Origin of the sequence: Nonomuraea rubra (assembly GCF_014207985.1) — a bacterium.
GTDB lineage: Bacteria > Actinomycetota > Actinomycetes > Streptosporangiales > Streptosporangiaceae > Nonomuraea > Nonomuraea rubra.
In genome coordinates this window covers 2,072,574-2,091,038 of the sequence record NZ_JACHMI010000001.1, presented here as the reverse complement: position 1 = coordinate 2,091,038, position 18,465 = coordinate 2,072,574, and the positions used below count along the sequence as shown (strand labels likewise).

The window sequence follows — 18,465 nt, the reverse complement described above, 5'->3', positions numbered from 1 at the left end:
GCAGCTCTCGCTGCTCAGAGCAGATCTGCCCCAGGCAGATCGTGTCGACTCCGGTCCGGATCGCCTCACAAGATGGACGCATGAGCGAAGAATCGAAACTTCCGCTGTTCAACCCACGAATGAGACGCGAACTCTACGAGCAGCGTGTGCTCGTTCTCGACGGCCCTCTCGACGACGACAACGGAACACTGCTGGCCACTCAGCTGATGGCACTCGCCACGCAGGATGCGTCGTCCGATATCGCCTTGTGGATTCATTCCCCAGGTGGCTCGGTCCCGTCGATGCTTGCGATCCGCGACGTCATGCGCATCATTCCCTGTGACGTATCCACTCTCGTCCTGGGTATCGCTTACAGCGCCGGGCAGTTCTTGCTGTCGTCGGGGGCCCGTGGGAAACGCCGTGCTCTGCCGCACTCACGAGTCCTGATGCACCAAGGCTCGGCGGGAATCGGTGGCACCGCGGTCGACATCGAACTGCAGGCCGGCGACCTTCGGCATACGCGCGACACGGTGCTCGGTCTGATTGCCGAGGACACAGGTCAGCCTGTCGAGCGCATATTCGAGGATTCTCTGCACGATCGTTGGTACACGGCACAGGAAGCACTGGACTACGGCTTCATCGACGCCATCGTGCAGAACTTCGACGAAATCGCGCCACAAAACCGCCCACGGCTCGGATTCGGCGTCACCCAAGGAGTCGGCCAGTGACCACATATACGATCCCGAACGTCATCGCCTCGAACCCTCGTGGCGAGCGGATCATGGATGTCTACTCGCACCTGCTCACCGAGCGGATCGTCTACCTGGGCACCGCAATCGACGCGGGCGTCGCGAATGCTCTCATCGCGCAGCTGATTTTTCTGGAATCAGACAACCCCGAGGCGGAGATCCAGTTCTATATCAACTGCGAAGGCGGAGATCCGAGCGCGATGCTCGCGATCTACGACACCATGCGCCATATCCGCCCGCGGGTTTCGACGACCTGTGTGGGACAGGCCGTCGCGGTGGGTGCCGTACTTCTCGCCGCGGGCGCCGAAGGCAAACGTGCCGCTCTCCCACACGCACGGATCATCCTGCACCAGCCGGCAGCCCAGGGGCGCGGAGCAATCCCGGATCTCATCTTGCAGGCCGACGAGGTCGTACGTGTCCGGGCGGACATCGAGCGCATACTTTCACGGCACACCGGCCAGACGGTCGAGACGCTGCGCGCCGACACCGATCACGATCGCGTGTTCACCGCTACCGCGGCCTTGGAGTACGGGCTCCTCGACCAGATCATCGAGGAGCGTTCATAGCCCCGTGGACAACCCCGGCAAGCCGCGCTACGCGGCCAGGGCATACGCGGCCGAGCAGGTGGCACCTCTCGACGCGCCCTGCTGAGCAGGCCGCAAACTCTCGGCAACGGCAAGGGTCAGATCGACCAGGGTTACATCCAGCGCCCCGGCGACCGCGGCGATCATTTCGCTCGACGGCTCCTTGACGCCTCGTTCGATCTCGGAGAGATATTGCGGCGAGACTCCGGCGCGGCTTGCCGTCTCGCTCAACTTCTCGCCCCGCTCATGGCGAAGCCCTCTCAAGCGCTCGCCGAGCACCTGCCGCCACAGCGGCTCGCGAGCCGGGGACGGCTCGGGGGCGGTCCGATTGATCGCTGGACGCGACGGCATGGATGAGGCCATACCTCACCATAGGTCGATGGCGCGTTCGAGTTCTGTCAGCTTCGCGCAGAGCAGAACCGTCTCCGCCTACCCTCGCCCAGCCTCAGTCCGTTCGCCGCGCGCTCACCGAGCGGTCGCCGCGGCGGCGACCGCTCGGTGAAGCCGAAGACCGGCCACGTGAGCGCCGCTTGCGCAGGTGGTGTTCCTTCATGCACGCTGGGCAGCTGGGCGAACCGGCATCGGATCGCGCATGCCCAGGACGAGCAGCCGGTCTCCGGGCCGGACCGGATCCGGATCCGGATGTTGGAGCGGGAGAACGCCGAGCCGCGCGAGAAGTTGATCTTCCCGAAGAAGCGGCGCCTTCCTCGCGTCCGAGACTCGATGGCGCTCGCCACGTACGAGCTCATCGACGCGAAGAAGGCCCGTCACTCGATCGTGAAGATGTGCGCCTGGCTGGATGTGTCCCGTTCGGGCTACTACGAGTGGCGCGAGCGGCCGGCCTCGGCCACCGCGCGACGCCGCACGCTGCTGACCGCGTCGGTCGCCGAGACCTTCGCCGGTGCCGAGCGGCCGGGCATCAAGCTGGTCGGCGACATCACCTACGTCCGCACCGACGAGACCGGCCCGGCGGAGTCCTCCGCGAATACTCACAAGCGGCTTGCACTGCACGGATTGAATTTCCGGCAGGCGCAAGACCACCACGGCTGGTTGTCGCTCCAGAAACCCTGCGCCGGAAGGCACCTTTGAACGCCTTCCAGATCGCCTTCGAAGGCCACCTCACCCCTGCCAGCCTCTGACCACTTCAACAACCGAGATCAGCCGTTGAGTCGACACTCCCCCGTGGAGGCCGTGGGATCAACCAGGGCTGTGTTCGGCCTGGCACCGGACGAGTCGGGCCACGTCATGCAGCCTGGTGAAGGCAATGTCCAGGCGGGGCTCGTGCGCCTTCGGGGTGATGGCGAGTTCGTGGGTGGAGTACTCGCCGAACCGCATGATGTGCTCGTCAGGTAGGGGAAGACCTCGGCCAGGTCCTCGGGTGCGATCTTCCAACCCTCGGCCTGCGACTGCAGGACCACGTCGGCGATGTCGCGCGTGTCGTGAAAGATCACTGCCCACCTCGGGGGACAGCTCGGAGTCGCACGCCCGGTGAATCTCGTAGTGGTGCCGGCCCGCTGCCATTTACCCGGTTCAGCTTGTCGGCGTGACGGAGATTGTCTTGCATGGTCGTTATCGACACATGACGAGAGGGCGGACTCGTGATCAGCGGAGGCGAGGCGGCGCTCTGGGGCTTGCTGGGCAGCGCCTGTATCGAGCTGTTGGAGATCGTCGCAGCGATTCGCCGGACGAGCGGTTGGCCGTGGCAGCAGGAAGGCGAAGCGCCGGCCTCCGCGCTGGTGGCCTCGGTCGTCATCCGGGTCGGCGTGGGCGCCGCGGTCGCGGCGGCCCTGGGAACGGCGGGGCAACTCAGCGGGGTGCTCGGTGCCTTTGCGGCAGGCATAGGTGCCCCGTTGTTCGTCGAGCAGTTATCGCGGCAGGCCCGGCGCTCCAGTCAGGCACTGACCGAGACGGAGGCGGGGCGAGGGAGCGGCAGTGCGACTTGACGACCTCCTGGCCGCGCTGGCTCGGGACACAGCCGCCTTCGGAGGAGTCGCCGATCCGCGCGCACCCTCACTGATCAAGGCACTGGCGCGGAACACTCGGGCGTTCGCCTTCCGGCAAGAGCCCCCGGAAACGGCCCCGTCGGCGCTTTGGCGCACACCCATCATCCGTGACGGCCTTCTGCATCTCCCGCGCTTCAGCCCTGTCTCCGCCCGCAGCCATGCCGCCACCCACGAGGCCCGGCCGACCCCGGCCGAATGGCGCATCGCGGAGTGGGGGCTGACCTGTCACCTCATCGAGGCGGGGCGGGGCAGAATGCGTTTCACAGTGGAGGCCGAAGACCTCGGCAATGAGCCTTTCCTGCCTGTCACAGTGACGACGGAGGCGGGCGAACGGGCGTACGTCATGATCTTCACAGCTGATCCTTCCGGGCTCTGGGCGGGGCAACTGCTCGTCCCCGACGTGTCTGCCTGGGCCGACGTGACGATCCGGGGGTTCGAAGCACAGCCCGGTGCGGTGGAAACCGTCAGACTCTCGGTACTCGCCTCTCCCCCGCCGTGGCGGCGGGCATGGTTGGAGGTGGCCACGCGGCTGTCACCAGATGATCCAGTACGGCAGGCGATCGAGAACCCGGCATGACCCGGGCGGACGCGACCAGACTCGGCACCCTCTTCGACGAGCTGACTCTCGGGCCTGGCACCTGGTTCGAGCGGTGCCGCCGCGCGGCCCTCGGCACGGATGTCGAGCCGAGTCTCGACGGGGACGAGGGCAAGGCGCTGGCCATGTTCGAGCCAAGCTGGCCAGATGAGCCGCGGACCGGCGCATCCGCGTCCGAGGGCCCGGCCAGCAGTGCCGCCCGCGCCGTCTTGGACGTGGTCAAGGCGCTGGGTGAGCCTGCGGGCGCGGAGCCGTACCTGATCCGTTCCATCCAGCACTGGCGGCAGGCGAACGTGCTGCCCTCCACCCTGACGGCCACCTTCGAACCATCGACGAGCATCCTGCCCGCCGCTGACATGAAGCTCGCCTCCGTCCTCCATCGCCTCGCCGACCTCCAGCCCGATCCTGGCCCGGGAGCTCTGGTCGCCCTGCTGGCATGCGCCCTGAAGGACTCACTGCCCGCCGTCGCAGGCCAGGTGGAGCTGCCGGTGTTGTTCGACCGGCTGGCGGCCGGCGGGCACGCGAGTCTGCGTCTGGAACTGCTTCGAGACGCTCCGCCTGGCCTGTATCCCATGCCGGGGCGCATGACGTTCCTGGTTGCCGACCATGCGTTCGCCGATGCGCTGGACGCCGCTTGGCAAGCCATCCCCCGGCTGCACGAGCGCTGCGTCCTGTGGTCCCTTACGGATGGACGCCATCCATGCAACGACGTGATCCAGGGCTCGCTCGCTGCTTCGTTCGCCCTCGGCCTGGACGAACTGCACCGGCAATCGCGCAAGCTGGGCAGATATCGGCTGCGCCGCCTGGACCACCGGTGTGCCGTGACCGGCGGGCTCGACGACGAGGGGCGACTCCTGCCCGTCGGTGGCTACCGGGCCAAACTCCAGGAGGCCGTCAGGCAGCGCTGGCGCGTCGTCCTACCCGTGCTCCGGCCCGCGGACCAGGTTCCGCCCGAGCTGCTACGCGAAGCCCGGGCGCGACAAGCCCGCGACCTGACTCAGGCCATCAGGCTGACCCGGACCCGGCTGAACGAACGGTTCGTGGGAGCCGCGACAGCGGTGATCCTGGGCATGTCCTCCGGCGGCGTCGTGGCCGCCCGAGCCATCGACGCCGCCGAACGGGCGCACCGCCAGGCACTGGCCGGCAGGCTGATCGGCGAAGCGGGCGACCTGCTCAACCGCGAACCCCGGCTGGCCCTACGGCTGGGCCTGGCCGCCGTACGGCTCGGCGGCGCAGAAGGAGCACGCGCCGCCCTCCTCAAGAACCTGCTGACCACCCGCTACGCAGGCGAACTGCCCCTGTTCGGCCTGTCCCATCCGGCATTCTCCCCCGACGGCCGGATGCTCTCGACCACCTCCGAGGACGGCGGCGTGATCCTGTGGGACACGGCCACGCGCACCGCGATCACCACCATCGACGTCCCGAAACCGGATCCACGCAGGAGCGCCTTCTCCCGAGACAGAAGCATGATCGCCATACCGGAGAACAGAGGAGACATCACCCTCTGGAACCTGGCCGACCCGCGCACGCCCAGGAAGGTCGGCGTCATCCCTGGTCTCTTCGCAAACCAGGGGTACGCAGGCGATGAGATCAGCGCACTGGTGTTCTCGCCGGACGGCCGCTTTCTTACCGTGGTCCGGGATGCGGACGTCCTGGAGCACTGGGAGATCACCATCCCCGAGAATCCGCGCCTGCGGCACAGCGAGCCGAGCGAGCGGGGACGAGTGGGAGCGGAAGGACTCGCGCTCTCGGAGGACGGCCGGATCCTCGCCTCCCTCGGCAACCAGCGGCTCACCCTGTGGGACGCCTCCGGCGGGGCGGCCTTGCGGAAGCTCGGCACGGTACTGGATGACAAGGCCGGCTCCATCAGAGCCATCGCACTCTCCCGGGACGGCCGTACGCTTGCCGCCCTGCACACCGGCGGAATCATCCTGCTCGACATCACCAACCCTGTCGCGCCGACGCAGTTGGCCATCGCCAGGCGCTCCGTGGAGATACCCGGCAGCGCGAATCAGCTGGCCTTCGGTCTGGATGATCGCTACCTGGTCACCGACCGGGGAGTGAGTGGCGAAGTCTGGGACATCACCCGCCCCTCGGAGCCGTCCTTCGTGGACGGCGCCACCGACGAAGCCCGTCAGATGGTCCACCTCGGGGCATCGCCTCATCTGCCGTTCCTGGTCACGGTGGACGGGAGCCCCAGAGCCAAGTTATGGCGACTGACCAGTCTCAGCCGTCCGGCACCCGTGGCCATCGTGCCCGGCCGCGACGGGCGGACCACGTCGGCGGCCTTCTCCCCCGACGCCGGCCTCACCACCGTTTCCTCGGCGGGAGAAGTGCTGGTGTGGGAGATGAGCGACCCGGCCCATCCCGTAGTGATCGGCCGGGCCCCGCCGACTCAGCGCCACAGGAGCGAGACCAGCAGCCGCCTCTTCTCCGGCAAGGACGGCATCGTGGCAGTGGGCCGAGGGCAGGACTCGACCGAGCTGTGGGATCTCTCGGATCGGCGTCGGCCCCGCCAGATGGCAGGCGTCGACGGCAAGTCCCCCGTGGCGATCGGCTCCAGCGGACGGCTCCTGGCAGTCACCGACCGAAGGAAGCGGACGCTGGAGTTGTGGCAACTGCCCGCCACCACCCCGCTCGCCGGCCTCGACGGCTGGCAGGGCGAGCTGAGGTCCGCCGCGATCTCACCGAACGGACGACTGCTGGCGTTGCTGGACAGTGACCGGACGGTCGAGATCTGGGACATCGCCGACGCCCACCGGCCCCGGCGCCTCGCCAAGGTCCAGGAGACCACCGGCGGACGGCGGGGGCAGATCACCTTCACTCCCGATGGACACCGGCTGATCACTACCACCTCGGAGACTCCGGGAACCATCTGGGATCTCGCCGACCCCACCCGCCCCCGGCCGCTCGACCGGCGGGACGGTCAGATCGCCAGCGACAACAGCGCCATCGTCACGCCCGACGGACACGGGCTCATCCAGTCCCTGCTCGGGGTCACGACCGTGTGGGAGATCACGGACCGTCCCACACATCTGTTCACCTTCAACGTGGCGAGCGGGATCTTCCACCCGGCCGCTCTGTCCACATCCGGAGTCCTGATCACCCCGCTCTTCGACGGGGTGTCACCCTACGACTGGGCAGGCCAAATGGTGGTATGGGACTTCGCCACACACCTGAGATACCTGGGCGATCCCTCCAAGGCGGCCTGCGAGCTGGCCGGCCCCCTGACCGATCATCAGTGGGCACAACGTGTCAGAGAGCTCCCCTTCGAACGCACCTGCTGAACAGTCTTCCGCCACCTGCGGCAAGCCCTGGGCGAGAACGAACACGTCCACAACCAGCGCCGAGCCCATCAATTCCTGATATCTGCGCACCGTCCCCGATCCGGTTTACTGCATGGTGCCCGTTCTACCTGGTGCCCTTATCGGGCATCGCCGTACCGGGTGGCACGGGCGCGGCTGCGGACGGCAGCGGCCTGACCGCTGCTTCAGAGGAGGCCGTGCCCGGTCACCGGGGTCAGTCCCACGTGGGCAGCATGCCTTCGGGGTAGCGGGCGCCGAAGCCGCCGGTCGGGAGGATCTCGGCGATGCGCTTCAGGTCGGCGTCGTCGAGGGTGAGGTCGGCGGCGGCCACGTTCTCCTCCAGCCGCTGGATGCTGCGGGTGCCGGGGATGGGGACGATGTCGTCGCCCTGGGCCAGGAGCCAGGCCAGGGCGAGCTGGGCGACGGTGGCGTCCTTTGCCGCGGCCAGGCCGGCGAGCCGCTGGGTGGCTTCCAGGTTCTTCTCGTAGTTGCCGGGCTGGAAGCGGGCGTCCCAGCTGCGCATGTCGGTGGGGTCGTACTCGGCGCCGGGCTTGGCCTGTCCGGTGAGGAAACCCCGGCCGAGCGGCGAGTAGGCGACGAACCCGATCCCGAGCTCGCGCAGGACGGGGAAGAGGGTCTCGGCGTCCCGCTCGAACAGGGAGTATTCGGTCTGCAGGACCGAGACGGGCTGTACGGCGTGCGCGCGACGGACGGTGTTCGCCCCCGCCTCGCTCAGCCCGAAGTAGCGGACCTTCCCGGCGTCGATGAACTCCTTGACCGTCCCGGCCACATCCTCGATCGGCACGTTGGGGTCGACGCGGTGCTGGTAGAGCACGTCGATGACGTCGACGCCGAGGTAACGCAGGCTGTTGTCGACGACCTCGCGGATGTGCTCGGGACGGCTGTCGACACCGCCCTCTCTGGTGCCGGTGAAGTCGAAGCCGAACTTGGTCGCGATGACGACCTCGTCGCGTATCGGGGCGAGCGCGGCGCCGACGATCCGCTCGTTCTCGCCCTGCCCGTACAGCTCGGCCGTGTCGAAGAACGTCATGCCCAGCTCGTGGGCCCGGCGGATCGTCGCGATCCCCTCGTTCTCATCCGACGGCCCATAGGCCAGGGAGATGCCCATCGCGCCGTATCCCAGCGCCGACGTCGCCAGCCCCTGCCGTCCGAGGGTCCGTTGCTCCATGATGCGTCCTCATTCCTGCAGATGTAAGAGTGCTCTAACATTAAGTAAGAGTACTCTAACATTGGGAAGGGGGCAGAATCGTTGGCCGTGAGCAGACCCACGCCGCCGAAACGCGGCTACCACCACGGCGACCTACGTCCCGAGCTGATCCGCGAGGGTCTCGCGCTGCTGGCCGAATCGGGCGTCACCGGCTTCTCCGTGGCGAAGGTCGCCGCCCGCGTCGGCGTGTCGTCGGCCGCGCCGTACCGCCACTTCCCCGATCGTGAGGCACTGCTCGCCGCCTGCGCGGCCGCCATCATCAGCGACATCACCGACGTTCTCGTCGAGGCGGCCGAGCGAGCGGGGCCCGATCCCGTGGACCGGCTCGCCGCCACCGCGGGCGCCTACACCCGCTTCGTCCTGGAGCACCGCGCCGGCCTCGACCTCGTCTACTCCTATGACTTCGCCGAACCCCACCGTCCGACCGTCCAGGAGCAGAGCCGCCACCTCACGGCCGCCCTCATGCGCCTGGCCGCGGACGTGCTGCCCGCCGACACCTCCTGGCCCGAGATCGCCGATTTCGTCTACGTGCACCTGTCCACCACGCACGGCTACGCCACGCTGCTCTGCAAGGGCACCCGCCCACCACAAGGCATCGACGATCACGCTGTTCGCGCTGTCACCGCGGCCCGTGACCACATCACCGGGCATCTCCTGCGGCTGCGTCACGCCCGCTGACGAAACCGGCGACGCTCACTGGGCCGGCGGGTGTGCAGCCTGGCGATCGGCCGACTTCGATGACGCGAGCGCCGCTATTTCGACACCTATCGAAGTGAAAGCGCCCAGATAAGGCGCAGGCTCCACTGTCATCTCCGCTGCGTCCAGACACTCGCCACCGCAGGCGTCCGTCTCGCTTGACCTCTTGCGCGTCAGTCCGGCAGCCAGCGCAGCTCGTGCGCCAGGGTTTTGGCGACGGCACGGACGCGGCGGTGTAGCGGCGACTGCTCGCGTGGGAGGACCAGGTGGATCGTCAGGCTGGGCGCGCCCCGCAGCGGTCGCCAGGTGAGACCGGCCGGTGCTGCCGTGAGCGCGGCTTCTCCGGCCGGGGCGAGGGTGACCCCGTCGCGCAGGTCGCGCTGGGACAGGTCGAAAGAGACTGCGGGCGTGTGGAACCGGGGGTGTGGTCGGGTGTCCCGGAACAGTGCGGACAGCTGATCGTGGATCACCGGGTTGGCCGCACGGTCCGGGAGTCGCAGCGGATACGCGGCCGCGTCGGCGATCTCGATCTCCGGGTGTTCGGCCAGCGGATGGTGCTGCGCCAGCTGGACCCCCACGCGCATACGCCGCAGCAGGAACCGGCGCACGCCACGGCCCGGCTGCTCACCGCGGGTGATCCCGGCATCGATGCGGCCGTCGGCGACCGCGGGGGAGATCTCCGGTGTCGCCATCGGGACCGCGCCGACCTCAAGTCCGGGACTCTTGCGCATCAGCCTGTCCACCAGGGCCGGTACCGTCTCGGCCCCGGCGCTGAGGCTGTATCCGATGCGCAGCGTGCCCAGTTCACCGGCCGCCGCGCTCCGGGCGGTGTCCCATGCCCGGTCCAGCGCCGCCAGCGCGGGCGGCGCGGACTCCGCCAGAGCCGCACCGGCCGTGGTCAATACGACGCTACGCGTGTTGCGGACCAGCAGGGCCGTACCGAGTTCCGCCTCCAACCGGCGCATCCGGGCGCTGAGTGCGGGCTGTGCGATACCGATCCGTGCGGCCGCGCGGGTGAAGTTCAACTCCTGCGCCAGCACCAGGAAGTACCGCAGGCTCACCGTGTCCGGCGCCACGTGCCCTCCCTGCCGATTGATAACGATCCGTTCTGAGTCTATCCCGTATCGATCTTTCCCTCGACCGCACATGAGGCCCTAACCTGCGCCTATGACGATTCAACTGACCGCAGTACCCGTCGCCGGGATCGATCGATCCGAGTGTCAATGCGAAGCCGGACGCGTCCGGCCCAATACAGGAGGTTTCCATGGCTAAGGGCTACTGGGTCAGTGTCTACCCCGCCATTTCCGACCCTGAGAGGCTGACTGCCTACGACAAGCTGGCCGGTCCGGCTGTCCAGGCCGGGGGCGGGCGCGTCCTGTCCCGGATCCCGTCCCGTGGTGGTCGAGTCGTCGCCCACGAGGCCGGAATCACGCAGCGCGTCGTTCTGATCGAGTTCGACAGCTTTGAACAGGCCGTCGCGGCATACGAGAGCGAGGCATACCAGAAGGCGCTGGTGGCCCTCCCCGACGGCTTCGAGCGCGACTTCCGCATCGTGGAAGGCATCGACTGACAGTGGACATCTGGTTGAGCTGCTGTGACCCACCTGAGCCCCTGCCTGTCCGCTCTGGATCTCGGCCTTCACCCACAAGCCGCCGCGCCTCACCGCCGTGTGACATCCGGTGATCGTGGCGCATGTCACACGGCGGCGCTGTCACGGGGAAGGGGGTCGCCGGCGCCTCATGTTCGGTCAGGACGCCGCGCGAACGTTCCGCGCGGCACAGATCTCCATGAGTGATCGCCCCGGCCTCGCGCGCGGTGACCGCCGCACGACTACCGCGGCCCGGGCGGGAACGGAAGGACATCATGAGCAAGGTCTGGTTCATCACCGGCTCCTCGCGCGGGCTCGGCCGTAACTTCGTCGAGGCGGCCCTGTCCCGGGGCGACCGGGTCGCCGCGACCGCCCGCACCACGGCGAGCCTGGACGACCTGGTCACCGCCTACGGCGACGCGGTGCTGCCGCTAGAGCTGGACGTGACCGACAAGCCGGCCGTCTTCGGCACCGTGAAGCAGGCCAAGGAGCACTTCGGCCGCCTGGACGTCATCGTGAACAACGCCGGCTTCACCCAGATCGGCGCGATCGAGGAGCTGAGCGAGCAGGAACTGCGCGACCAGATGGAGACCAACCTGTTCGGCGCGGTGTGGGTGATCCAGGCCGCCCTGCCGCACCTGCGCGAGCAGCGCTCCGGGCACATCATCCAGCTCTCCTCGGTGGCCGGGATCGTCGCCATGCCGCTCGTCGGCGCCTACCACGCCTCCAAATGGGCCCTGGAAGGCCTCAACGAGGCCCTCGCCGGAGAGGTCGCCGCGTTCGGCGTCAAGGTGACCATCATCGAGCCGGACGCCTTCGCCACCCGGGATGCCAACAACCCTCTCGACTACGGCCACATGGCGCGGACGAACCCGGCCTACGACGAGCTGCGCCAGCGTCTCGGGGCCACCGCGCAGCAACCGACGGGCGACCCGGCCGCCGCCGCCCAGGCGCTGCTCACCCTCGCAGACACCGACGACGCGCCCCTGCGCGTGCTGTTCGGTCATGGCTTCTACCCCATGATCCAGCAGGCGTACGCGGACCGGCTCAAGACCTGGGCCGACTGGCAGGACCTGTCGGCCCAGGCGCACGGCCCGCTTGGCGCCTGACGTCCATGGCCTTCCTGCGCCGCCGTGCCCGCCGTGGCCGGCGCGAGAGGTCCGGTGCGGGCGCGCCGGGGCCATGATCCCGGCCAGGACCGCGATCTTGACGGGCGCGACGCCCTCCCCCATGCCGATCGCCAGCTCGCCGATGAGCAGCGAGACGGTGCAGCCGATCCCGGACAGAACGGCCAGCCCGACCATGTTGACCAGGCCGGCCCCCGTCCCGGATCGGCCTGCCTCAAGGAAGCTGTCAGTGCGCCACGGAAAGCACTGTTTGTCCGCATGGAGGTGGAAGGCCACCGTCGCCCGGCCGTCGTAGCGGTGGGGTGAAGGAGGAGGCAGCCTGATCCGGGGATCACCGGGGAGGGCGGGAGCAGCCTCGACAAAGTCGGGTCGGTCCAGCACTACCGGATGGGCTGGTCAGAGGTATGCACCCTGCCGGTGAAGCCGCGTTGTCGCAGGGAGTCCGCGGCACCGATGCCCGCCGCGGACGCGCCCACGATGACAATCTTTGTCCACTATGGTGATCCCTCGATCGAGATCGCCTGTCCTGGACACACCATGGCTGCTTCATGAACGGATTCGTATTGCTCCGAATCCGCGCATGGATGAAGCAGAATCGCGATCCCGTCCTCCTCTCGCTGGTCGAAGAGCTCAGGGGCGGTAAGCACACATTGGCCTGAACCGCAGCATTTTTCCTCGTCCAATGTGATCTTCATGAAGGCGTCTCTTTCGGTTACCAGGTCGCCGGCAGCCGGTGGACGCCGTAGACGAGTGCGTCGCTCTTGAACGGCAGGCGCTCTACCGGGTCCGCCAGTGCCAGGTTCGGGATCCGTGCGAACAGCGTGTTCAGCACGACCTCCAGCTCCAGCCGGGCCAGGTTCTGTCCGAGGCACTGGTGGATCCCGAAACCGAAGGCAAGGTGGTGCCGTGCACCGCGATCGACGTCGATCTGATCCGGCCGCGTGAACACGTCCGGGTCGTGGTTGGCGGCCGCGGCCGCCACGATGACGCCGTCGCCGGCGCGGAAGGTGACGCCGTCCAGTTCGAAATCCTCGACGACCACCCGGGAAGTGGCGTTGTCGACGATGGAGTGAAAGCGCAACAGCTCTTCGACCAGCTGCGGCGTCCGCTCGGGCCGCTCCCGCAACCCGGCCAGCAGTTCCGGATCGTCCAGAAGCGAGGCCACGCTCAGCGAGATCATGTTGGCGGTGGTCTCGTGACCGCCGACCAGCAGCAGCAGCCCGATCCCGGTCAGGGTCTCGCGGTCATAGGCGTCGATGTCGCGGTACTTGTCGATCAGCCGGCTCAGCAGGTCCTCGCCCGGCTCGGTCTCCTTGCCCACGACCAGGCCGTTGATGTACTGGCGCAACCACAATGCGGTGTCACGTCGCTGTTCGCTTGTCGAGTTGCGACTGAGAATGATCTTGGTTCTGCCCTGGAATCGGCCGCGATCGGCGTAGGGCACTCCCAGCAGCTCGCAGATCACCAGCGACGGTACCGGCAGCGACAAGGCCTCCACCAGGTCGGCCGGCCGCGGTCCTGCCAACATCTCGTCGATGGATCGGTCGGTGATCCGCTGGATCTCGGGCCGCATCTGCTTGACTCGCTTGACGGTGAACTCATTGGTGATCATGCGCCGGTGCTGGGAATGCTCCGGCGGGTCCATGGCAACGATCGTGCCCTTCAGCGGCACCGAGGCCACCCCGGGAATCAGCTGAGGAAAACCGGGGTTCGCGCGGTTCGAGCTGATCTTGTCACTGGACAGGAATTGTCGCGCGAAGGCGTGCCCGGTGATCAGCCACGCTTGCTTGCCGTCTTGCAGGGTCACCCGCGAAATCGGCGCCTCCCGTCTGGCTTGCGCGTACTGCGGCGGCGGACCGAATGGGCAGGAGCGGGGCATCGGGAATGCCGGTGGAGTCTGGGTGGCGGCGTTCGTCATGTGTCACCTCTCGAAATAAGGAACTCTTAGTTCCTTATGCTCAGGCTAAGCTCGGCGATCAGGGAACGCAAGGTTTCTTGGGAGTTGTGATGCCGAACACGCCGAGTACGGGCCCATCTGCAGGCGAGACCATGTCGCGCCGCCGGGGAGCCGCGCTCGAAGACGCCATTCTGGACGCGGCTCGCGAGGAACTGGCCGAGCTGGGTTACGCGAAGTCCACCATGAGCGGTATCGCAAACCGAGCCGGTACCAGCAAGGCCGTGTTGTACCGCCGCTGGAGCAGCCTGCCGGAGCTCGTGCTGGACACGCTGCGGAGCCGGTTCGCCAACGTGCCGGTCCCCGACACCGGTGATCTGCGCGACGACGTGCTGCACCTCCTGCGTCAGGCACAGACGAACCTCGGCGACACCCGCCGCGACACGGTGTCCGGGCTGATCGCGGACACGGTTCACGACCCGCGGCTGGCACAGCGATTGCGGGACCTCATCGCCAACTCTGCCCTGTCCGACGCCATGTCCACGGTGCTGAAGCGCGCGGCCGAGCGCGGTCAGATCCCGCCCGGCCCCTGGCCGCTGCGGGTGATCACCCTGCCGATCAGCCTGCTGCGGGACGACTTCGTGGTCTTCGGGATCTTGCCATCCGATGCCGACCTGGCCGCCGTCACCGACGAGGTCTTCCTTCCGCTGCTGGGTTACGCGTAGGGGCATGAGGAACCGTGCTGTGCCATCTCCAGCCAAGGCCGGTGTACGCGATCAGGGCTCGGCTCTGCCGGTTGCCCATGCCCAGGCCGCGATGGCGACGCGGTTTCTGGCGCCGGTCTTGCGCTGGATGGCCGCGATGTGGTTCTTGACCGTGCCCGGAGAGATGAAGAGTTCCGCGGCGATCTCGGCGTTGGTCCTGCCGTGCGCGAGCAGTGCCACGATGTCGTCTTCCCGCTCGGTGAGGACGACGGTCGGTGTCTCGTGCGGCAGGCCCTGTTGGCGTAGCAGCCGGACGGTTAGCTGCGGGCTGATGAGCATATCGCCGTTCATCGCGGCCCTGATGGCCTCGATGAGCAGAGTGGGGCCGGAGCGTTTGAGGATGAACCCGGCGGCGCCGTGCCGCAGTGCCGCGTGGACGTACTCGTCGAGATGGAAGGTGGTGACGATCACCACGTGGATGTCGGTGTCGGCCAGGGCACGGGCCACCTCGATGCCGTCGGCTCCGGGCATCCGGATGTCGGCGAGCACGACGTCGGGTTTGATCGCCTTGGCGGTGTCGATCGCGGTGCGGCCGTCGGCGGCCTCGGCCACGACCGTCATGTCGGGCTGGGCGTCGAGGATCATGCGGAAGGCGCTTCGGATGCCTTCCTGGTCGTCGGCGATGAGGATGCGGGTGGACACTCCGGCGATTGTGCCAGCGGCAGGTGCGCGGTCATCGACCACCCATCCGATACGGCCTGCGTCACCAGTTCGCCGCCCTGTTCCTCCACGAGGGCGGTCAGGCCTGGCAGGCCGGACCCGCCGCGTCGGCCGCTTCGCGCTCGTCTCACGCCATCGTTGGTCATCGTGATCTCCAGGAGGCCGGCCCCAGCGCAGATGCTCAGGTCGACGCGGCTGGCCTGCGGCGCGTGCCGCCGGACGTTGGTGAGTCCTTCGATCACGATCCGGTAGGCCAGGGCCGCGGTCTCCGCCGGGACCGTCACCTCCGGGTCCATGCGCAGGTGGACCGGCGCGGGACCAGCGGCGGAGAAGCGTTCGGCCGCCTCGCGTATGCCGCTGAGGTCACCGGTAGAGTTGGGGAGCCGGTTGTGGTGGAGCATGTCCAGGGTGCGGTCCAGCATCGACATGGCGCGCTGGCCTGCCGCTTCGACGCGTTCGAGCGCCTGCACCGGGTCGCCCGCGACCTTGCCGGCTTGGGCGTGCGCCACCATTTCGCTGATGTCATGGGCGACGAAGTCGTGTAGGTCTCTGGCCAGCTGCAGCCGCAACGCGGTGCGGGTGTCGGCCACGGCGCGGGTCTGCCGTACATCGAGAAAACGCAGGTAACCTCCCACAACGGCGGCCAGGAGCGCACCCAACCCCCAGAACACGCACGCGCCCAGCCCTTCCAGCGGCGAGGCAGGAGCGAAGAAACGCAGCAGCCACGTGGCCGCGGCCATGCCTGCCGCAGACGCGGCCACAGTCGCCCGCCGTGCCGGCGCGTACCGGATGACCAGGCCGACCAGCGCCATGAGCGCCAGGCTCTCGATCATCCCCAGTGCGGCGGCGCCCGGCTCGGGCTGTGCAGGGCTGATGACGTGAGCCAGCGTGACGGCCAGCGACCCGGCCGCGGCCACACACGTCAGCGCAGGCAGACGCGACCCCAACGACGGCCGCGACAGCACCGCGGCCGCCACTGCTACGGGAACCAGCAGCGATATCGACACGGCAATCCACATCCAGCTCACCGGACCGACGATACGTCCATACTGAAATCCGGCCGCAGGTGCCGTTCGGCACCTTTGCCGGCGGCCGGAGGTGCCGAACGGCATCTGGTCCGCAGGGCTGTCACCCGGCGACGCTGATCACATGAAACCCATCACTTCTGCCTGGCGAGGCTACGCGGCGGCGCTGTGGGCGCTGGCCTATGGCGTGCTCGGCTCAGCGTGGGCGCTCGGGCTGCCCGGCTTCCCCTGGGGCGCTTCAGACCCGGACCCGGACGGGGCGCTGTCGGTCCTGGCCGGGACGACGCCCCGCTTCGGCTGGTGGATTGCCACATTCAGCCTGCTCACCGCAGTGACGGCGCTGGCACTTACCCGCAGGAGCGATCGTCGTACTCCGTTGTTCCTGGCCTGGCCGATCGCCGTCATCCTGGTCCTGGTTGTTCCGGACTCGCGGCTGATGATGGGCGTCGCCTACACGCCGCTGCTGCTGGTGGCGCCGGTCTTCGGCTGGAGCCTGGGGGGCGCCACTTTCGCCGATGCCTGGCCATGGCCCGTCCTGAATCAGCTCGTCTGCGTGCTGGGCGGACTGCTGCTGGGCGCCGCGGCGCTGGCGTATGGCCGTAGTCAGGTCCGTACGCGCTGGTTCACCCCGCAGCGGGGGCGCACAGCCGTGTACGTGGCCGTCGTGGTGCCTCTGGTGTACTGCGCCACCCGGTGGGCGTGGGCGCTGGGCATCCCGCTCGGCGTGAGCCCGGAGTTCCTGGCCGAAGGCGAGGACGGCCTGTGGCTGGCGGGCGCCTATCTGGCGACCTTCGGCGCATTCGGCGGCGTGCTCACCCTTGGGCTGACTCAGCGGTGGGGGGAGATCTTTCCACGCTGGATTCCCGGCCTGCGCGGCAGGCGGGTACCGCCCCTGCTGGCGGTCATCCCGGCCGCATTCGTCTCGATCATCGTTACTGTGGCCGGGCTGACCTACATTCGGTGGACGATCGCAGGCCGGTTCGCCGTGTCCGAATGGGGTGCCTGGCTGCCGGAGTGCTTCTGGCCGATCTGGGGCGCCGCGCTGGCCACCGCCACCGTCTCCTACCACCTGCGCCGCAAGGACGACGCAAACGGGCAGATGCCGCTGCTCGTCGCGACGTGAGGCCGCAGCAGAAGCTGATCGCGGTGCCGGCGCCCGGTGGGCCTCGGCGAGCACCGCCGGCAACCGCTCAGGCGAGATGTGAAGGGTCGTCTACAGGCAAGGATGCAGCCCACTTGTCCACGAGCTGGCCCCGGGTATCGATGGTTGGCAAGCGGGAAACGATCAGGCCTACGGGGGCGACCTCTAAGCTTCAGTCAACGGGGGCATCAAGCCAGGAGCCGTTGAGCATGAGGGTACGGCCGCTGAACTCTGCCAGAGAATTCCACGCGAGTATCCGCTTGGGGACGAGGCGGATGTACAGGAACATGTCCGGGGCGTTGCGTGGGTCCGTCGATACCTCTGCGTACGCCTCGGCTGAGGCGACGTCGATGTTGGGTACGTCGAGCAGAATCGTGTAGGCATCGATCAGGACGACGTCGGCGGTGTCCCCGATCGCCAGCCGCGCCGTTGGCCTCGCCCGCAGGTTCGAGACCGTGCGACTGCGGCGGAAGGTCGCGGTAGTCAAGGCCGAGCCGTTCCAGACGTAGGCGACTGGAATCAGATGTGCCCCGTGACCGTCGCTTCCGGTGGCCAGCCACATTTGGAATCCGCTGCTCAGACGGTCAAGGGTGTCGGCTCGTCGCTGGGGGAGGTTACGTGCCGGCGGCAGGGTTGCCGAGGACATGGCTACTCCTTCATGAGGGCTCATATCCTGAAGACGAAGGGGCGGGGGACAGATTCGACCATGTCGGCCCGAGTTCTGTTCGCCAGACTCGCGGGCGAACCCGCCGACGTGCTCGGCGGACGCGGTAGCCATGGCGGTGGCCTGCCGCTCGATCTCGTCGTTGGAAGTGCGCCCATCGGCGGGCCAGACCGTCCCCATCACAGTCATCGATGCGCGTCGTCTCGAGCTCTCTCGTGCTGATCACCATCACCCGAGGCAGTCGCCACGCGTGAGGGCGGCACGCCACCGGCATGGCGCGAGGTCGCAAAGCGCCTCACGCCTACCCCTTCAGCGGTTAGAGACTGCGGTCGCGCTTTCCGAGAACCTAGATCGTCCACTCGGCTGCGGGGTTCAGCAACAACCTCTGGTTCTGTAGGCGAGTTGCGACAGCGTTTGTAGGTCAGCCGTGACAGCGGGGGTCGTGAGCGCTCGGGTGTGTCGA

19 protein-coding genes and 1 pseudogene are annotated in these 18,465 nt (G+C 68.0%); 11 read left to right on the top strand and 9 right to left on the bottom strand.

What is annotated here, in order from left to right; genetic code table 11:
- Positions 1–80: 80 nt before the first annotated feature.
- Positions 81–707: a ClpP family protease gene (locus HD593_RS09655; protein ID WP_185101838.1), complete on the top strand. Its 627-nt coding sequence runs from the start codon at positions 81–83 to the stop codon at positions 705–707.
- On the top strand, positions 704–1,294 hold the full coding sequence (locus tag HD593_RS09650; protein ID WP_185101837.1) for a ClpP family protease: 591 nt from the start codon (positions 704–706) through the stop codon (positions 1,292–1,294). The genes HD593_RS09655 and HD593_RS09650 overlap by 4 nt, the downstream gene beginning before the upstream one ends.
- 27 nt (positions 1,295–1,321) lie before the next feature.
- Here the strand turns inward: HD593_RS09650 and HD593_RS09645 are convergent, their stop codons facing one another.
- A complete protein-coding gene (locus HD593_RS09645) occupies positions 1,322–1,663 on the bottom strand; it encodes a helix-turn-helix domain-containing protein (protein WP_246546430.1) in 342 nt (113 codons plus the stop codon).
- Between the two features lie 147 nt (positions 1,664–1,810).
- Here HD593_RS09645 and HD593_RS09640 point away from each other — a divergent pair, with 147 nt between their 5' ends.
- From HD593_RS09640 to HD593_RS09625, 4 genes are all read left to right on the top strand, one after another.
- Positions 1,811–2,401 carry a hypothetical protein gene (locus tag HD593_RS09640; protein ID WP_185101835.1) on the top strand — a complete coding sequence of 197 codons (591 nt, stop codon included), beginning with the start codon at positions 1,811–1,813 and terminating at the stop codon, positions 2,399–2,401.
- A 509-nt stretch (positions 2,402–2,910) separates the two neighbouring features.
- Entirely contained in the window at positions 2,911–3,255 is a 345-nt protein-coding gene (locus HD593_RS09635; protein WP_185101834.1) for a hypothetical protein, read from the top strand.
- Positions 3,245–3,892 carry a hypothetical protein gene (locus tag HD593_RS09630; protein WP_185101833.1) on the top strand — a complete coding sequence of 216 codons (648 nt, stop codon included), beginning with the start codon at positions 3,245–3,247 and terminating at the stop codon, positions 3,890–3,892. The genes HD593_RS09635 and HD593_RS09630 overlap by 11 nt, the downstream gene beginning before the upstream one ends.
- Positions 3,893–4,398: 506 nt before the next feature.
- A complete protein-coding gene (locus HD593_RS09625; RefSeq protein WP_185101832.1) occupies positions 4,399–7,197 on the top strand; it encodes a WD40 repeat domain-containing protein in 2,799 nt (932 codons plus the stop codon).
- Between the two features lie 232 nt (positions 7,198–7,429).
- On the opposite strand, the gene HD593_RS09620 is transcribed toward HD593_RS09625, so the two are convergent.
- Positions 7,430–8,404 (bottom strand): aldo/keto reductase, encoded by a 975-nt coding sequence (locus tag HD593_RS09620; protein ID WP_185101831.1) that lies wholly within the window; start codon positions 8,402–8,404, stop codon positions 7,430–7,432.
- An 87-nt stretch (positions 8,405–8,491) separates the two neighbouring features.
- Here HD593_RS09620 and HD593_RS09615 point away from each other — a divergent pair, with 87 nt between their 5' ends.
- On the top strand, positions 8,492–9,121 hold the full coding sequence (locus HD593_RS09615; RefSeq protein ID WP_185101830.1) for a TetR/AcrR family transcriptional regulator: 630 nt from the start codon (positions 8,492–8,494) through the stop codon (positions 9,119–9,121).
- 191 nt (positions 9,122–9,312) lie between these two features.
- Here HD593_RS09615 and HD593_RS09610 read toward each other — a convergent pair whose 3' ends face one another.
- Entirely contained in the window at positions 9,313–10,215 is a 903-nt protein-coding gene (locus HD593_RS09610) for a LysR family transcriptional regulator (protein ID WP_185101829.1), read from the bottom strand.
- A gap of 188 nt (positions 10,216–10,403) precedes the next feature.
- Here HD593_RS09610 and HD593_RS09605 point away from each other — a divergent pair, with 188 nt between their 5' ends.
- Both HD593_RS09605 and HD593_RS09600 read left to right on the top strand, forming a co-directional pair.
- On the top strand, positions 10,404–10,709 hold the full coding sequence (locus HD593_RS09605; protein ID WP_185101828.1) for a DUF1330 domain-containing protein: 306 nt from the start codon (positions 10,404–10,406) through the stop codon (positions 10,707–10,709).
- Positions 10,710–11,002: 293 nt separating this feature from the next.
- Positions 11,003–11,836, top strand: a complete 834-nt coding sequence (locus HD593_RS09600) for an SDR family NAD(P)-dependent oxidoreductase (protein ID WP_185101827.1) — start codon at positions 11,003–11,005, stop codon at positions 11,834–11,836.
- An 81-nt stretch (positions 11,837–11,917) separates the two neighbouring features.
- On the opposite strand, the pseudogene HD593_RS63290 reads toward HD593_RS09600, so the two are convergent.
- From HD593_RS63290 to HD593_RS09585, 3 genes and pseudogenes are all read right to left on the bottom strand, one after another.
- A pseudogene (locus HD593_RS63290) lies at positions 11,918–12,130 on the bottom strand (Na+/H+ antiporter NhaA); the annotation flags it as partial.
- Positions 12,131–12,348: 218 nt separating this feature from the next.
- A complete protein-coding gene (locus tag HD593_RS09590) occupies positions 12,349–12,549 on the bottom strand; it encodes a ferredoxin (RefSeq protein ID WP_185101826.1) in 201 nt (66 codons plus the stop codon).
- Between the two features lie 17 nt (positions 12,550–12,566).
- Positions 12,567–13,772, bottom strand: a complete 1,206-nt coding sequence (locus tag HD593_RS09585; protein ID WP_221524691.1) for a cytochrome P450 — start codon at positions 13,770–13,772, stop codon at positions 12,567–12,569.
- A gap of 89 nt (positions 13,773–13,861) precedes the next feature.
- Between HD593_RS09585 and HD593_RS09580 the strand changes: the two genes are divergently transcribed.
- Positions 13,862–14,473 (top strand): TetR/AcrR family transcriptional regulator, encoded by a 612-nt coding sequence (locus HD593_RS09580; protein WP_185101825.1) that lies wholly within the window; start codon positions 13,862–13,864, stop codon positions 14,471–14,473.
- Between the two features lie 51 nt (positions 14,474–14,524).
- Here the strand turns inward: HD593_RS09580 and HD593_RS09575 are convergent, their stop codons facing one another.
- Both HD593_RS09575 and HD593_RS09570 read right to left on the bottom strand, forming a co-directional pair.
- On the bottom strand, positions 14,525–15,154 hold the full coding sequence (locus HD593_RS09575; protein WP_185101824.1) for a response regulator: 630 nt from the start codon (positions 15,152–15,154) through the stop codon (positions 14,525–14,527).
- Positions 15,094–16,191: a sensor histidine kinase gene (locus tag HD593_RS09570; RefSeq protein ID WP_246547779.1), complete on the bottom strand. Its 1,098-nt coding sequence runs from the start codon at positions 16,189–16,191 to the stop codon at positions 15,094–15,096. Before HD593_RS09570 ends, HD593_RS09575 begins: the two co-directional genes overlap by 61 nt.
- Before the next feature lie 130 nt (positions 16,192–16,321).
- Between HD593_RS09570 and HD593_RS09565 the strand changes: the two genes are divergently transcribed.
- Positions 16,322–17,320: a hypothetical protein gene (locus HD593_RS09565; protein WP_185101822.1), complete on the top strand. Its 999-nt coding sequence runs from the start codon at positions 16,322–16,324 to the stop codon at positions 17,318–17,320.
- Positions 17,321–17,510: 190 nt separating this feature from the next.
- Here the strand turns inward: HD593_RS09565 and HD593_RS09560 are convergent, their stop codons facing one another.
- Positions 17,511–17,984, bottom strand: coding sequence for a hypothetical protein (locus HD593_RS09560; protein ID WP_221524690.1), 474 nt, complete (start codon positions 17,982–17,984; stop codon positions 17,511–17,513).
- Positions 17,985–18,465: the final 481 nt, after the last annotated feature.

Bases quoted from the DNA above. Each gene is read 5' to 3' on its own strand.
- HD593_RS09655 (WP_185101838.1), top strand. From the start codon at position 81: ATGAGCGAAGAATCGAAACTTCCGCTGTTCAACCCACGAATGAGACGC.
- HD593_RS09645 (WP_246546430.1), bottom strand. From the start codon at position 1,663: ATGCCGTCGCGTCCAGCGATCAATCGGACCGCCCCCGAGCCGTCCCCG.
- HD593_RS09620 (WP_185101831.1), bottom strand. From the start codon at position 8,404: ATGGAGCAACGGACCCTCGGACGGCAGGGGCTGGCGACGTCGGCGCTG.
- HD593_RS09605 (WP_185101828.1), top strand. From the start codon at position 10,404: ATGGCTAAGGGCTACTGGGTCAGTGTCTACCCCGCCATTTCCGACCCT.
- HD593_RS09600 (WP_185101827.1), top strand. From the start codon at position 11,003: ATGAGCAAGGTCTGGTTCATCACCGGCTCCTCGCGCGGGCTCGGCCGT.
- HD593_RS09590 (WP_185101826.1), bottom strand. From the start codon at position 12,549: ATGAAGATCACATTGGACGAGGAAAAATGCTGCGGTTCAGGCCAATGT.
- HD593_RS09585 (WP_221524691.1), bottom strand. From the start codon at position 13,772: ATGACGAACGCCGCCACCCAGACTCCACCGGCATTCCCGATGCCCCGC.
- HD593_RS09580 (WP_185101825.1), top strand. From the start codon at position 13,862: ATGCCGAACACGCCGAGTACGGGCCCATCTGCAGGCGAGACCATGTCG.
- HD593_RS09570 (WP_246547779.1), bottom strand. From the start codon at position 16,191: ATGTGGATTGCCGTGTCGATATCGCTGCTGGTTCCCGTAGCAGTGGCG.
- HD593_RS09565 (WP_185101822.1), top strand. From the start codon at position 16,322: ATGAAACCCATCACTTCTGCCTGGCGAGGCTACGCGGCGGCGCTGTGG.
- HD593_RS09560 (WP_221524690.1), bottom strand. From the start codon at position 17,984: ATGTCCTCGGCAACCCTGCCGCCGGCACGTAACCTCCCCCAGCGACGA.